The sequence below is a fragment of the Lactiplantibacillus plajomi genome (genome assembly GCF_005405405.1).
Classification (GTDB): domain Bacteria; phylum Bacillota; class Bacilli; order Lactobacillales; family Lactobacillaceae; genus Lactiplantibacillus; species Lactiplantibacillus plajomi.
In genome coordinates this window covers 50,738-66,095 of the sequence record NZ_BJDZ01000006.1, presented here as the reverse complement: position 1 = coordinate 66,095, position 15,358 = coordinate 50,738, and the positions used below count along the sequence as shown (strand labels likewise).

The 15,358-nt window shown below is 49.7% G+C and carries 16 protein-coding genes; all 16 read right to left on the bottom strand.

Annotated features, from left to right (window positions below):
• Positions 1-328 precede the first annotated feature (328 nt).
• Positions 329-1,519, bottom strand: a complete 1,191-nt coding sequence (locus FFM82_RS03505; RefSeq protein WP_137644488.1) for a multidrug effflux MFS transporter — start codon at positions 1,517-1,519, stop codon at positions 329-331.
• Positions 1,520-1,714: 195 nt separating this feature from the next.
• Positions 1,715-3,766, bottom strand: coding sequence for a methionine--tRNA ligase (gene metG, locus FFM82_RS03500; protein WP_137644487.1), 2,052 nt, complete (start codon positions 3,764-3,766; stop codon positions 1,715-1,717).
• A 187-nt stretch (positions 3,767-3,953) separates the two neighbouring features.
• Complete coding sequence (citG, locus tag FFM82_RS03495) at positions 3,954-4,835, bottom strand: triphosphoribosyl-dephospho-CoA synthase CitG (protein WP_137644539.1); 882 nt, start codon at positions 4,833-4,835, stop codon at positions 3,954-3,956.
• A gap of 1 nt (position 4,836) precedes the next feature.
• A complete protein-coding gene (locus FFM82_RS03490; protein ID WP_137644486.1) occupies positions 4,837-5,532 on the bottom strand; it encodes a GntR family transcriptional regulator in 696 nt (231 codons plus the stop codon).
• 175 nt (positions 5,533-5,707) lie between these two features.
• A complete protein-coding gene (locus FFM82_RS03485; protein ID WP_137644485.1) occupies positions 5,708-7,111 on the bottom strand; it encodes an oxaloacetate decarboxylase subunit alpha in 1,404 nt (467 codons plus the stop codon).
• Positions 7,108-7,656, bottom strand: a complete 549-nt coding sequence (citX, locus tag FFM82_RS03480) for a citrate lyase holo-[acyl-carrier protein] synthase (protein ID WP_137644484.1) — start codon at positions 7,654-7,656, stop codon at positions 7,108-7,110. The genes FFM82_RS03485 and citX overlap by 4 nt, the downstream gene beginning before the upstream one ends.
• Positions 7,649-9,181 (bottom strand): citrate lyase subunit alpha, encoded by a 1,533-nt coding sequence (gene citF / locus FFM82_RS03475; RefSeq protein ID WP_137644483.1) that lies wholly within the window; start codon positions 9,179-9,181, stop codon positions 7,649-7,651. Before citF ends, citX begins: the two co-directional genes overlap by 8 nt.
• Before the next feature lie 2 nt (positions 9,182-9,183).
• Positions 9,184-10,062 carry a citrate (pro-3S)-lyase subunit beta gene (citE, locus tag FFM82_RS03470; RefSeq protein ID WP_137644482.1) on the bottom strand — a complete coding sequence of 293 codons (879 nt, stop codon included), beginning with the start codon at positions 10,060-10,062 and terminating at the stop codon, positions 9,184-9,186.
• Complete coding sequence (gene citD / locus FFM82_RS03465; RefSeq protein ID WP_137644481.1) at positions 10,050-10,355, bottom strand: citrate lyase acyl carrier protein; 306 nt, start codon at positions 10,353-10,355, stop codon at positions 10,050-10,052. Before citD ends, citE begins: the two co-directional genes overlap by 13 nt.
• Positions 10,345-11,346 carry a [citrate (pro-3S)-lyase] ligase gene (gene citC / locus FFM82_RS03460; protein WP_137644480.1) on the bottom strand — a complete coding sequence of 334 codons (1,002 nt, stop codon included), beginning with the start codon at positions 11,344-11,346 and terminating at the stop codon, positions 10,345-10,347. The genes citD and citC overlap by 11 nt, the downstream gene beginning before the upstream one ends.
• Before the next feature lie 7 nt (positions 11,347-11,353).
• Positions 11,354-11,476: an OadG-related small transporter subunit gene (locus tag FFM82_RS13845; RefSeq protein ID WP_137644479.1), complete on the bottom strand. Its 123-nt coding sequence runs from the start codon at positions 11,474-11,476 to the stop codon at positions 11,354-11,356.
• A gap of 15 nt (positions 11,477-11,491) precedes the next feature.
• The gene (locus FFM82_RS03450; protein ID WP_137644478.1) at positions 11,492-12,613 is read right to left on the bottom strand and encodes a sodium ion-translocating decarboxylase subunit beta; all 1,122 of its coding nucleotides are present in this window, start codon (positions 12,611-12,613) and stop codon (positions 11,492-11,494) included.
• A gap of 13 nt (positions 12,614-12,626) precedes the next feature.
• Positions 12,627-13,019, bottom strand: coding sequence for an acetyl-CoA carboxylase biotin carboxyl carrier protein subunit (locus FFM82_RS03445; RefSeq protein ID WP_137644477.1), 393 nt, complete (start codon positions 13,017-13,019; stop codon positions 12,627-12,629).
• A 2-nt stretch (positions 13,020-13,021) separates the two neighbouring features.
• Positions 13,022-13,363 (bottom strand): hypothetical protein, encoded by a 342-nt coding sequence (locus FFM82_RS03440; protein ID WP_137644476.1) that lies wholly within the window; start codon positions 13,361-13,363, stop codon positions 13,022-13,024.
• A 34-nt stretch (positions 13,364-13,397) separates the two neighbouring features.
• Positions 13,398-14,744: a CitMHS family transporter gene (locus FFM82_RS03435; protein WP_137644475.1), complete on the bottom strand. Its 1,347-nt coding sequence runs from the start codon at positions 14,742-14,744 to the stop codon at positions 13,398-13,400.
• 310 nt (positions 14,745-15,054) lie between these two features.
• Positions 15,055-15,282 carry a hypothetical protein gene (locus FFM82_RS03430; RefSeq protein WP_137644474.1) on the bottom strand — a complete coding sequence of 76 codons (228 nt, stop codon included), beginning with the start codon at positions 15,280-15,282 and terminating at the stop codon, positions 15,055-15,057.
• Positions 15,283-15,358 lie beyond the last annotated feature (76 nt).

The window sequence follows — 15,358 nt, the reverse complement described above, 5'->3', positions numbered from 1 at the left end:
ATCTTAGTTGATTTTAACATGAGAAGCAAGAGTGGGACAGTGAGCGGTTAGGTACCGAGCATAGCCTAGCTTTCTGTTTCATGCGAATTGTGCATGGGGCAGAAAGCGTAGCTAGGCACAGGGACCTGCTCACTGGCCCACGTTTCGGCTATTCAAAACAGGCGAATTGTGCATGGGGCTGGTGGCGTCCCTACGCGCAGGACTTTGCTGGCTGCCCCACGTTTCGACCATTCCGCAACGGACGAACTATGATGTACGGAGCCACCTTGGTTTTCCCAAAGAAAAAAACCGGTCGCTAACAAAACAACCAGTTTTTCATTTTACTCATTTAACCTTCATGAGCCAAGCTTTTCAAATACAGCCACCCATAAACCGCGCTCATCGTTAAGCAAATTCCAAGGATATAGGCTGGTAACGTCACAATGCTACCGTTGTGTAACCAACTCATCAAATAAGTTAAACCGCTGACCAATAAATAGTAGCCGAGGCTAAACCAACCGCTAGCACTGCCCATCACCGCTTCATACCCGACCAACGCTCGGTTCAGCGCGTTCGGTAAGGTAATATTTAAGCCTAAAAACACCATGAATAGGCTAACTAGCATCGGCCCCACTAACCCGAAATACGCCGCTACGATTAAACCACCAGCTGACAAACTACTGAGTAGCAAACCGTCAAACATAATTCTCATCGGGTCCCAAAAGCTGGCTAGCCAGCTCACCAACAACGCACCACCCAAACTGGCCGCCGCCAAGAGCAACCCAAGGCTACCATATTGAACAGCGCTAAAGCCAAACCGCGCTTCAAAAATAAACGGCGCTTCAGCGTAATAACTAAACAAGATACCATTGATACCACTAATAAGTAAGCCGTAAGTCCATACAACCGGATCGCATACTAGTCGGCCAATCACCCGCTTTTGTTGCCCCCAATCCGCAACCCTAACCGTTTCTGGTCGGGTTTCGGGTAAGCACACGGTTGCGTAGCCTAAACAGGCTAGCGCCATTAAAACTAGCACCGTAAATACGTGATGATAACCAAGATAACTTTCAACACTACCACCAATTAGCGGGCCAAGCGCAGGCGCGAGTGCCATCGCAGCACTCACCCTAGCGAACACTTGCGTCCCCCTCACGCCGGAAAAGCTTTCCCGCATAATCGTTTGCGTCACCACTGACCCGGCACTGGCACCAAAGGCTTGAATCAACCGGCAACCCAGCAACCAGGTGAAGTTAGGGCTCACTAACAGTCCGATATTACCCGCTAAATAAATAAGTAGTCCCGCCAACATTGCTGGTCGCCGGCCACGGTAATCAGCCAACTGTCCCCAAAACAGTACGCCAATCGCGAAAGCACCGAAGTAACTACTCATGGTTAACTGACTACGTCCCGCGCTAACTTGCAACGACCGACTCAGGGCCGGTAAGATCGGCGTAAAAATCGACTCACTGATTTGCGGAAACCCAACTAAAGTGACTAATAATGGTAAAGATGGAACTTGTTTTTGGACGTTTTTCATTTAATTAATACTCCTAAATCAAATTAATTTGCGGAAAAACGTCCTTTTCCTTCTACGGCCACACACACTAATATTTGTTCATAAATCACGTGCCGTCACCCCATTTCTGTTCTCTCAACTCTACGAGAATTCCCGCTACTTGTCAAAAGACAAAAAAGAGCAACTCAATCCTGAGCTGCCCCTCAACCATTTCAATTATGAAATCAACGAACCGTTCGCCATGCTTTCTGGAACGGTAATCAATTGAACCTTACCGTCGTGTTCCGCAGAAAGTAACATGCCTTGGCTCATTTCGCCGCGCATCTTGCGGGGTTTCAAGTTACCAACGATAATGACTTTCTTACCGATCAGGTTTTCCGGTTCCGGATACCATTCGGCAATTCCCGAAAGGATCTGGCGGTGATCGGAGTCACCCGCGTCTAACCGGAATTGTAAGAGTTTGTCGGCACCTTTAACCTTTTGAACCGTTACAACTTCGGCAACTTTCAGTTCGACCTTGTCAAAATCATCGATTGAAATCTCTGACTTGGTTAAATTGAGGTCCGTTTGGGCCGGATCCCAACCATGTTCAACTTCTGCTTCGTGCTTGGCCTCTGCCATTGCTTTACGTCCTTTCTGCTTATCTGACTTCGTCATTTTTGCTTTTAAGAAACTAACTTCTTCGTCCATGTCGACCCGTGGGAAAATTGGCGTTCCCTTGGCAACCACTTGGGCACCAGCCGGTAAATCACTCATCTTCAAACCGGCAATGGCCAAGTCGTTAACGTCCAACCCAAGTTGGTTGAAGATTTCCTTTGGTGCGTGGGTCATGATCGGGCTGATCAAGCTGGCGATGACCCGTAAACTAGCGGCCAGGTGCGCCATGACGCTGGCTAACTTCGCCACGTCTTCGGCAGCGTCGCTCTTGGCTAATTGCCACGGGGCCGTTTCGTCAATGTACTTGTTCGTCCGACTGACTAATTTCCAAACTTCACCCAGTGCGTTGGATAAGTGTAACGCGTCCATGTCGGCGTTGTAAGCGTCGATTGTGGCCGCTGCCGTTTGTTCTAAGTCGGCATCAAAGTCGGTCACCCCGGACTTGAAAGCCGGAAGCTTGCCGTCTTCGTACTTATTGATCATGGCGACCGTCCGGTTCAATAAGTTCCCCAGGTCGTTAGCCAGGTCGTAGTTGACCCGTGCCACGAAGTCTTCGGGGGTGAACGAACCGTCGTTTCCGTAAGGCATCGCCTTAATCAAGTAGTAGCGCATGGCGTCTAAGCCGTAACGTTCAACCAGCGTTTCCGGATAGATGACGTTGCCCTTCGACTTCGACATTTTATCATCACTCATCAACAGCCAGCCGTGACCGAAGACCTTCTTCGGCAACGGTAACCCGAGGGCGTGTAAAATAATCGGCCAGTAAATCGTGTGGAAACGCACGATTTCCTTACCGACCATTTGAACGTCGGCCGGCCAGAACTTGTTGAAGAGCGCTTCGCTATCGCCGGTCGCATAACCGAGCGCGGTGATATAGTTGATCAACGCGTCGATCCAGACGTAGATCACGTGCTTCGGATCATCCTTGACCGGGACCCCCCAAGTAAAGCTGGTCCGGGTCACGGCCAGGTCTTCCAAGCCCGGCTTGATGAAGTTATTGATCATTTCGTTCATCCGGTTAGCAGGTTCGATAAAGTCCGGGTGCTGCTTATAATAGTCTAGCAGCCAGTCGGCGTACTTACTCATTTTAAAGAAGTACGATTGTTCCTTAACCAGTTCGACCTCGTGCCCACTTGGCGCCTTGCCACCGATTACCTTACCGTTATCATCACGGTAAACTTCGGCTAACTGGGTTTCGGTAAAGTACTCTTCGTCGTCAACTGAATACCAACCTTCGTATTCGCCTAGATAAATGTCACCGCTCTTTAATAAGCGGTCAAAGATTTCTTGGACGGCCCGTTCGTGGTAATCATCGGTCGTGCGGATAAACTTATCGTTGGAAATTTCCAGTAACTTCCATAAGTCCTTAATCTGCTTGGCCATCCCGTCCACGTAGGACTTCGGGTCGGTGCCGAGCTTTTCAGCCTTTTCTTCAATTTTCAAGCCGTGTTCATCCGTCCCGGTCAGGAAGAAGACATCGTAACCCATCGCCCGTTTGTAACGTGCCAGCGTATCACACGCAATCGTGGTGTAGGAGTTACCGATGTGGAGTTTCCCCGAAGGATAGTAAATCGGCGTCGTAATGTAAAATGTTGGTTTCGTTTCTGCCATGACGTAAATTCCCTTCAAACTTGTTTATCGTTCAATCACGAATCAATCGATATGCCATATTGACTCCAGACGCCGTAACATCCGGCTACTATGGTCATATTTACACACTAAGTGCAGTGTATAAACTCTTTTTCATTGTATCATACTTCCCCCGGTGATTAGGAACAGATGAGAGCAAAAAACTTGCCTAGAACGCAACTTTTCTAAGCAAGTTTAAATCTAACTGCTGGAGGTGGTCAAAGAAGACGCTGAGGGCGAGCAAGTCGGCGGTCCCGCCCGGACTAAGGTGCCAGTCGATCAGTTGGTGGTCAAAGTGGACCAACGCCGCGCGTAACTGGTCACCGTCGGCTAATTGCCGCTCTAGCAACTCCTGGGCGACCCGTTGCACCCGCAGGAGGCCTTCGCGACCGCCGCGGTGCAGTAAGTTGCCGTCTTCTAAGTTAGCGATTAAATAGACCATTAAACGTAAGTAACGGTCGCTTTCCGGCAACTGCTGGTGGCGCGCTAAAAACGGTAGCGCTAACTGGCGTAACGCCGGGTACCCAGCCTCGGCTTCACCGCGAACGCCTAACACCCCGTACTTCATGTAGAGTTGTTCGCCGTAGGATAAGTGGACCTTCTGCTTGATTTTTGCGAAATCCTGACTGGCGAAGCCGCGGGTCATGGTCTGAACGGTCTCAAAGACCGGCGCAAAGTTAGTTTGTTGCAGGGTCGCTAACGATTGGCGCTGGCTGCACCATCCGAGTGCTCCCAACAACACCGCGTAAGAAAAGTTGGCGCCCTTGTGCGTGTTCACCTGGTCAGTCGCCCGCATCATTGCCCGTTCGCCCTCGGCACCGACTTGCCGTAAGGCCTTAAATAACGGCTTAACGGCCGTCGCTTGTTGACCAAGAGCAACGTACTGGTGTAAGTACGGCGTCAACGCCGACACGCTGGTTAAAAATAACGGGTAGTCCATGTCGTCGTGCGCACCGTTCGAAAACGGGTCGACGAGTCCCGGCTTCGGTGCCAGCGCGACTTCGGTTAGTAGCGACTGCCGAGCTAAACCGGCAATGTCAATCGTAGTCAAACTAGTCAAGGTCGTGGGCCCTCATTTCTTTAATAATAAATTGCAGTGATTGGCCGAGGTGTTCACGAATAATAAGGTTGATCTGCACTTCATCGTGATTGACCATCGCCTGGTAGATGCGCCAGTGTTCTTGCAGCGCTAACGCCCGCCGTTCCCGCGACGTAATCGCAATATCGCGGAAATAAACCAAGTAGGCTTGTAACTTGAACACAATCGTGACCAGGTGCGGCATGTCACAGTGTTGATAGATGAACTGGTTAAAGTCTGAAAAGTACTCGACCACCGTCGTATCGGGAACCTGGCCCAACTCGGCCTGGGTCCGCTCCAGTAAATTCTTTAAAGTTTCAAAATCATCCTCGCTCATCCGCGCCATCGCCTTGCGCGTTGCCAAGGTATCCAACTCCTTACGAATGTCGTAAATCTCGTAGGCGTCCTTGATGGTAATCCCCTTCACGATGGTGCTAGCTCCCGGCATACTCTCCACTAAGTTCTCCGCCGCTAACCGTTGAATCGCGTAACGAATTGGTGTCCGGCTAACGTTAAGTTCTTCCGCAAACTTCTTCTCGTTAATCCGGCTCCCCGCGGGAATCTCGCCTAGGATGATGGTCTTGCGAAAGGCCTCTAACACTAGTTCTTTAAGCGGCTTATTCTGTTTGAGATCTAAATTATTCGCAACTGCTTTGACAATCCCATCCATGCTTCTCACTCCCGTTTTTCCCTATTTCTCCTATTATAACAAATATGTATGCGGTACCAGTAATTTTAATGATAAATTACTGAGAACCGTTAAAAAATTTGACCCAATCACTCGACACAAAGCAGCCGCCCGGAACGACGGTTCCGCGCGGCTACTTGACTATGATTAACTTAAATTACTTGGTATCCGCCGCAAAACTTAAATCAATGTTTTGAACGGGAACGTCGTAGAAACGGTCTTCACGCCGGCCTAAGAAGTCAAGTCCCTGATCCGGGAACAACCCGTAAATCAAGACGTCTTCCATGCTGTGCGCGTACTGCTTAATGTCCGCTTCAAATTGTGGTAACTGCGGTGCGATCGAGTCGGCTGGTCGACTGGTAATCGGCTTTTCGTCGCCGATAATCTTCTTGACCATTTCCGGTGCGATGGCTACCGGTGGTCGACCGTATAGGCCGCGAACGTAATCCTTAATTTCGTTAGGAATCAACTTGTAACGTTCACCACTCATCACGTTCATCAACGCCTGGGTCCCAACCATTTGTGACAACGGCGTTACAAGTGGTGGGAAGCCGAGGTCGGCCCGAACCTTTGGCACTTCGTCCAAGACTTGTTCGTATAAGTCTTCCTGACCCGCGTCTTTTAATTGGGCTAGCAGGTTGGATAACATTCCGCCCGGCACTTGGTACCGAAGTGACTTCGGTTGAACGTCCATCACTTTCGGATTCAAGCCGCCGTCTTCACGGAAGCGGTCACGAATTGGCGCGAAGTATTCGGCGATTTCAGCCGCCAAAGTTGCGTCAACGTCCACGTCGTAGCCTAAGTCGCGTAACGCCACCAGCATTGATTCAGTAGCTGGTTGACTAGTCCCACCAGCGAATGGTGAGCTAGCCGTGTCAATAATGTCGGCACCGGCTTCGACCGCCTTAATGTAGGTCATGTCGGCGATCCCACTCGTGGCGTGGGTGTGGACTTCAATCGGAATACTCAAACTAGCTTTAAGCTCGCTGACCAGGTCAAAGGCCCGTTGGGGAGTCAAAATCCCGGCCATATCCTTAATACATAGTGAGTCGGCCCCCATCGTTTCCATTTCCTTAGCTAACTTCACGTAGTAAGGAATCGTGTGGAACTCACTAGTCGTGTATGAAATGGTCATTTGGGCGTGACCACCGTACTTCTTAGTTGCCGCCAAGGCGGTCTCTAAATTTCGGGTATCGTTCAACGCGTCGAACATCCGAATGATGTCGATTCCGTTTTCAATTGACTTCTTAACGAAGGTTTCTACCACGTCATCGGCGTAGTTCTTATACCCTAAAATATTTTGACCGCGGAGCAACATTTGTAACTTCGTGTGTTTAACGTGTTTACGGATGGTTCTCAACCGTTCCCACGGATCCTCGTTCAAGTACCGTAAGCATGAATCGAAGGTTGCCCCGCCCCATACTTCCATGGAGTGGTACCCCGCATGATCCATCTTATCTAAAATCGGTAACATATCACTAATCGGCATCCGCGTTGCGATCAAACTTTGCTGACCATCCCGTAGGACCGTTTCCATAATGCCTACTTTTTGCTTACTCATACTTTCCGCCACCCTTCAGCAATAATTTCGTCCACAACGCGCTGCATTTCTTCTAAGCTATGCGCTCGCGAGCGACTGCAGACCTTCGCGTCGCCACCACAGACGATGCACTTCCGCCGTGGTAACCCGAGTCCTTCACGACTGACGTGGTGCAGGTCATCATCGACCCAGGTCATCACGTCTAAATCACAGAGTGGGCCGAACTTACTACTTTGTTCGAACGCCACCAAGTCGCGCTTAACCGTTTCAGCCGGTGCGTCAACGACGACGTAAAATTCAAAGCCGGTATCACGTGGAAAGCTCGCCGCTGCGAGGACTGCGCTATCGTACTGATTGATAATCCCGTTGGCAACCGCTTGATACTTCAACGTCAAGTGGGTCCCGGTCTTAATTGGACCAGGAATCCGAGTTGACGACCAAATCAAAGTGGCGTTGGGATACGCACTCAGGATGGTCCGTTGCTGATTGGCGCGCCAATCCCGCGTCTGCAGCATCGCCATCAACTCAATTTCGGGACCATCTAAATTTTCAAATTGGCTAGACATTCTTAACAACGTCGATCAGGGAGCCATCCCGGTATTCGATCAACGCAACGACTTTATCACCGTAATGAATCTTTGCGGGGGTACCGGTGATGGCATAGGCCTTTTCTTTTAATTCTTCAATGGTAAATTGTGGGACCTTCATGTCCTTGAACATTTCAATTAAGTCTGGCCGGTTCGGGTTAATCGCAACCCCGAGTTCGGTAACGACAACGTCGACACTTTCACCAGGCGTAACGACCGTTTGGACGTCATCCACGATGGTTGGGATGCGGCCACGGACAATCGGTGCGACCACGATGCTCATCTTGCAGGCAGCACTGGTGTCGGAGTGACCACCGGAAGCACCCCGTAAGACACCGTCGGAACCGGTAATAACGTTAACGTTGAAGTTGGTATCAACTTCCAATGCAGACAGGATGGCAACGTCTAATTGGTTAATGAACGAGCCCTTGCTGAGTGGCGAAGCGTAACTTTCAGCGTCGATTTCGTAATGGTCCGGATTTTCAGCCATGGAAACGGCGGACGGGTGGTCGAAGTCTTGCACGTCGATCAACTTGTCAACTAAGCCTTCTTTTTGTAATTCAACCATCGCGTTCGTAATCCCACCGAGAGCGAAGCTGGCCTTAACGTCTTCGTCGATCATCGCTTTACGTAAGAACCGGCTAACGGCTAAGGCCGCACCACCACTACCCGTTTGGAACGAGAAGCCGTTCTTGAAGTAGCTGGATTCCGTAATCACTTTAGCGGCGTATTCGGCAATCAATAATTCCTTCGGGTTCTTCGTAAAGCGGGTCGCACCCTTGGCAATCCCACTAGGATCACCAATCGCATCAACCTTAACCACGTAGTCCACGTCAGTTTGTGGAATACTGATTGGCGTGTTCGGGTAAGGGACCAGCGTATCGGTTACGGCAACCACTTGGTCAGCGTACTTGGCGTCGATCATGGCGTAACCGAGAGAACCACAAGTGGCGTTCCCCTTAGTCCCGTTGATGTTCCCGTATTCGTCCGAACTTGGCGCACCAATGAAGGCCACGTCAATGTGGATGTCACCCCGGGCAATCGCACGAGCCCGACCACCGTGGGAGCGGATCACAACCGGGTTGTCCATAATCCCTTCGGAAATGGCCGCCCCGACTTTGTCTCGCAACCCACTGGACGTAATGTTGGTAACAACGCCGTTTTTAATGTGGTCGATCAATGGTGCGTGCACGTTGGCAATTGAACTAGGTGCGATTGAAATGTTCTTGATGCCCATCTTAGCGATTTCATCAAGAACCATGTTCATGACGTAGTCCCCTTCACGGAAGTGGTGGTGGAACGAAATCGTCATGCCGTCCTTTAAGCCGGTCTTAACAATGGCGTCGTGAATGCTGTCAACCATCTTACTGTCATGCGGCGTAATTGGTTTAATCGGCCGTTTAACAGCTTCGTAAGGTTTAACGTTAGTGAATTCACCAGCGTAAACGCCGTATTGTTTTGCGTACTTATCAGGAATTTCCCGTTTTACTTGATTAACACTCATTTCTAATCGACCTCCATGTTCGTTGCTTTGGCCAACGCTAAGACCCGTTGTGCCCGTTCTACGATTGGTTTGTCAACCATTTGTCCGTTGACCGCGATAACCCCGGAGCCCTTAGCTTCGGCTTCGCGAATTCCGGCCATCATTTCTTGTGCCTTTTGCACTTCTTCAACTGATGGGGCGTAGATGCCGTTAATAACTGGAATTTGACGCGGGTTGATCACCGACTTACCGTCAAAACCAAGTTGCTTGATCAAGTTAGTTTCGTGGCGTAAGCCTTCTTCGTTATCCACGTCGGAGTAAACCGTATCAATGGCGGCAATCCCGGCTGCCCGGGCTGAATGTAAGATGTAGTTACGGGCGAACGATAATTCGGCGCCGTCCGGGTAACGCTTCGTCTTTTGACTCGTGACGTAGTCTTCGGCCCCGAGGGCGATCCCGATCATCCGTGACGATGCCTTGGCAATTTCACGGGCATTCAGCACCCCTTCAGCGGATTCGATGGCGGCCATCATGTGGGTCGTCCCAACCGGAATATCGTACTTCTTTTCAACCGCGGTAATGACTTCATCGACGTCGACAATGTCTTGGGCGGTTTCGGTCTTTGGTAACCGAACGACGTTGATGCCACCGAGTACCATGGCTTCAATATCTTGCTTCCCGCCAGCGCTCAGCGCGTTGACCCGGACCACCGTTTCAACACTAGAGTAGTCGAAGGTCTTCAGTGCGGAGTAAACTAAGATCCGCGCCGTGTCCTTTTCCTTCAGTGAAACGGCATCTTCCAAGTCAAACATAATTGAGTCGGCACCGTATAAAACGGCATCCCGCAACATTGCTGGGTTAGCACCCGGCACAAACATCATCGTTCTTCTTAATCGTTCCATGAGTTGATGGCCTCCCATTCGTAGTCTGATTCGCCCCGAAGCCGGTAAGCAGCCGCAATCGTGCGGGCCTTGATCGTGCAGTCAAGCGCACCCTTGTCAACGGCTTCAACTTTAACGTTATCAATTGATAGCTTTTGCAAGATATCCTTGATCAACGCGTTGATGTGGTCGCCAAATTGTTTTTTGACGTTACTGTCTAATTCAACTTCAATCCCACTGTCGTTAGGCTTCAACGTAATCATAATGTCGCTTGATTCCGTCGTCCCAGCCGTGGCCGTTTGTTTAACTGTCATGGTTAACACTCCTTAAATTTTTAAAAGTTGATGTTGGTACTAATTGTTGGACGGTTTCCCAATCGTCCCGTTTGAGCGCCTGACGCACCGTAGTGGCACTGACCGGCTGCTGATTTTCAGTTAGTCGATCAATGACGGTCAACTGTAAGTGCCCGGCAAACGCTTGGGCCATCTGGTCGTTATAAACCGCCGTGACCGCCGAGTTCGGTTCCGAACCGACAAAGCGGTGTTTTAAGTCCAATACCGGCGCGACCCGTTGCAAGAAGACTTGCGCGTCCAGTTGGGCCTGTTCCGCCGCCACCTTCAAGTCCGCCTGATCCTTCAGGAAGTAGGACGGGAAGGTCGCGTTGGAAACCAGGTAATGGTCGGTGGTCAAAACGACCACGTTCTTAAGGTCCGCCACTCCGGCTTGCACCATTTTCAAGCGCGCGGCCGTATCGAATAACGAGCGGTCTTCGGAAACGACTAGCACGTACAACACGTCACAAGTTTGCAACGCCTGCTGTACTAAGTAACGGTGCCCGTTGGTGAACGGGTTGGCGTTCATCACGATGGCCCCGGCTTGCTGACTGGGACGCTTGGCCCGCTTAAGCTTTGCTTGGAAAGTCTCAATGTCCGGGTACCCCCGTTCCAGTAAGCAAATGTGCGTCGTTTCAGCGATAGCTTTAAACCCGAGCGCCTTGAAATAGGTGGCGGTGCACGGTTTGGTGTAAACGTAAGCTTGTTCAAAACGGTCGGCCGTTAAGCGTTCTAACAGCGCACCGGTAATTTTAGCTAATAAATTGTTATGCTTGGCGGTATCCGCAACGGCAACCAGCTTAATAATGTTTTGGTACGTCGAGCCGGTCGCAATCAACTGTCCCTGGTCATAGATCCCAACGGTGTAATCTACCTGTTCGTCGGCAACCAGGCCAGCCTGAGTTAGTAGCGCTTGCCACGCCTTCTTTGCCGAAGCGTTAATGTCCAGCCACAGTCGTGTTACTTCCATTATCTCCGCCTCACTTTGCAGGTAATAACTTCAATAGTAGCTTTGCTACCAGGTAAATGATGAAGAGGACCAGGAAGACGCCGCCCATCCCAAACCCCATCAATTCAAACGCAACTTCTAGATTGTTCAGCATGTGTCTGTCTCCCTTCTACATGAAGAATGATAACAAGAGGCCACCGGCAATAACCGAACCGATTTGCCCAGAAACGTTGGCACCAACCGCGTACATTAAGACGAAGTTCTTAGGATCTTCATCCGATGCCATCTTTTGAATCACCCGACTAGACATTGGGAAGGCTGAAATCCCAGCCGCCCCAATCATTGGGTTGATCTTTTCTTTCCGGAATAAGTTCAGTAACTTGGCGAAGAGCACCCCACCAATTGAGTCCATCACGAAGGCAACTAACCCAAAGGCGATGATCATCAAGGTCTGGAGGTTCAAGAATTGGTCAGCTTGCAACTTAACGGAAATCGTTAACCCTAACAGGATGCTGACAATGTTGACTAATTCGTTTTGCGCCGTAGCCGATAAGCGGTCCAGCACTCCACATTCACGCAGTAAGTTCCCGAACATCAGGAACCCAACCAACGGTAACGAAATTGGGGCAATAAACCCGGCTAAAATCGTGACAATAATTGGGAACAAGATCTTGGTCGTCTTCGAAACACTTTCGGCTTTGTAAGTCATCCGAATTTGACGTTCCTTCTTGGTCGTGACGGCCTTGATGGCAGCTGGTTGAATAATTGGAACCAGCGCCATGTAGGAGTACGCCGCGACGGTGATCGGCCCCAGTAAGTTTTGCGCTAACTGGTTCGAAACGAAGATGGCGGTTGGACCATCGGCCGCCCCGATAATCCCGATTGAAGCGGCTTCCTTGATATCAAAGCCAAAGAGTACCGCAACAATAATAACGAAGAAGATCCCGAATTGAGCGGCCGCCCCGAACAGTAACATGAACGGGTTCTGCAGCAACGGTCCGAAGTCGATCATCGCCCCGATCCCGATAAAAATCAGGAGCGGGAACAGTTCCGTGTTGATCCCGGCTTTGAATAAGATATCCAAAACCCCTTCGGCCTTCGTACCGCCGACCATTTGCGTTAAGACCCCGGTTTGCGGGAAGTTAACGAGGATCGAGCCTAACCCCATTGGAATCAGCAGGGTCGGTTCGTATTCCTTTTTAATCCCCAGATAAATCAAGATACCGCCAATTAGCATCATGACAATCTGGCCAAAGGTAATCGATGTAATTCCTTGAATCAGCGTTTCCACATTGCTACCCCTTTCAGCTAATTGTAATTAGCGCGTCACCCGCGTTAACGGTGTCATTTTTATTGACGAATAATTCCTTAACGGTCCCGGCCTTGTTAGCCACGATTTCATTTTCCATCTTCATCGCTTCAAGCACTAACAATGGTTGGTTTTCCTTAACTTGGTCACCAGGTGCCACCAAAATCTTGATGATTGTCCCAGGCATTGGGGCGCTCATTGCGTTGGCCGTGTCCCCGGTTGGTTGTGGGGCCGCAGCTGGTTGTGGTGCGGCTGCCGGCGCTTCAGAAGCGGGTGCTGGCGCTGCTGCTACGGCTGGTGCCGGGGCTGGCGCTGGGGTTCCCCCGATTTCTTCCATTTCAACTTGGTATTCCTTACCATCAATGGTAATTTTAAATTTCCGTAACATTATTACTGGTCAACTCGCTTTCTGATTGATTTAACGACGAACTTTCCGTCGCCGACCGTGGTGGCACAACTGCTAGCAATCACGCTAACTAACTGCGCTTCCGGATTTTGCACGTACAGATGCTTTAACACTAACTGGCTGTCCGTGGCTTGCGTGGCGGTAACACTAGCGGCAATTAACGCCGGCACCACGTTTTGCTTCGGATCAACTTCAACGTATAACGGCACGTCTTCCCACTGCGGGGTCGCCGGCGTCGCCGTTTGCGCTGTGGTTGCGGGTTGCGCCGCTACTTCGGGCTCGGCCGCAGCCGACTTGTGAAAGAGCCGTTGCCAAAAACTAGCCATGGGTATTCACTTCCTCTTCAAATTAATGCGTGGCTCATTGTGGAATGTAGAACGGCATGTGACCGGTCAAGAGAATCGTCACAACGAAGATGGCGAAGACCCCGAGCGCGTACTTAGCCGTTTCCTTTTGCCAAGCACCCATGTCCAAACCAGTTAAACGGAGTAACAGGTAAATGAAGGCAACTAACGGACTTAACAAGTGGAACGCTTGACCCATTAAGGAAGCTAAGGCCATTTCCATATTAGTAAAGCCGTATGCGTGACCCGCTTGTGCCAAGACTGGCAATACCCCGAAGTAGAACCCGTCGTTTGACAGGAAGAACGTCCCGGGTGCGGAAATCACGGCAATCACGAGTCCCCAGAAACCAGCTAATTGGTGTGGGATGATTTGAGTAAAGCTCTTTGCCAGTGCGGTGGCCATCCCAGTTCCTTGGAAGAGTCCCATGAAGACCCCGGCAGCGAAAACTAAGATAACAACTTGCACGGCGTCCCCACCGTTAGCACCAATTCGTTTGGATTGGTCCTTCAGCTTTGGGTAGTTGACCATCAACGCGATACAAGTACCAACTAAGAAAAGCAACAATGGTGGCATTTCCAACGCTTTAACGAAGGAGCCGGCAACTAACCATGCAATTAAGATGATCGTTAAGATCCCGTTGAACGCGAAGTTCTTCGGCCGCCGCATTGCAGCGGTTTCGGGGTCGGTCACTTCGATCATGGCGTCAATTTCATCCTTGGTTAAGTTCTTAATCCCAAGGCGTTTCCGTTCACGCTTACCCATTGACCGGGCAACGACGAAGATAACGTAGAGTAACGCTAAGATCATCCCTGGTAAAACGTAAGCTAAGATGCTGGCATCAACGTGTAACACGGCCATTGCCCGGGCGGTTGGACCACCCCATGGCAGTAAATTCATGATCGTGTTTTGTAAGATAACCAAAACCCCTAAGTCCATCATCCGCATGTGCAACTTCTTGTAGATCGGAATGAAGGCTGAACAACAAATCAAGGTGGTCGTGGTCCCATCACCGTTCAAAGAAACGGCGGCGGCTACGACGGCGGTTGCCATCAGCACCTTCATTGGGTCACCCTTGGCGAAGTAAATCATCCGCTTGGTGATCGGGTCAAATAACCCGGCGTCCAACATAATGGAGAAATAAAGAATGGCAAATAATAACATGATCCCGGTGTTGGCCGTCGTCTTAATACCCTCTAAGACAAAGTCCCCAATGGTTCCTTTATTGGCAACTCCCGCAACCATCGCAATAATTCCGAATACGAGTGGTACGAGTACTAAGGCCGTAAACGGTGACATGATCTTCTTCATGATGATAAACATGAAGACGATGATCATTGCGTAGGCAATTATTGTTAATAGCATGGTTTCAACTCCTTTAAATTTATGATTCCATGATAACGTGGTGAAACCGCTTTTTCTAGGCGTTTTGTGCAGAAGAACACAGAAAGAACACTTTTACAACCAATTACACTTAAGAGATGTTCGTTGCTTAAACAGCGTTATAACACTGTTTATCAAACCATTATCTAAAACTTAATAATTATATATCCGCTTTCATTGCTCATTTATACACATTAGTCGTCAAAAAAAGGATCCGGTCCCCTGACCGAATCCTTTTTAAGTTTGATAATATGGTGGTTTACCAATCACCAAATTTATCATCCTTTAATTGTTAGAGCAATTTCTGATAATGATCATCCGTTATCTTGCCCTGAAAGTGAGCGTCTTCTAACTTGTTAAACTTTTCTGCTAAATAATAAGCCGTCAAGTACAGTGTCAACTTACGTTTGACAATTGCTTCGGGATCCAGGTCATCCGAGACCTGGTGCGATTTTACAATCATGTCAGCGAATTTACGTTGGTCTAGCTTTAAATTATGATTATCATGGTCCTTTGCCATGTTAATAACCCCCTCTGCTTAAGCGACTGTGCACAGTTCAAGATTAACATATTTTGGCGAATTTTCGGGTTTTAAG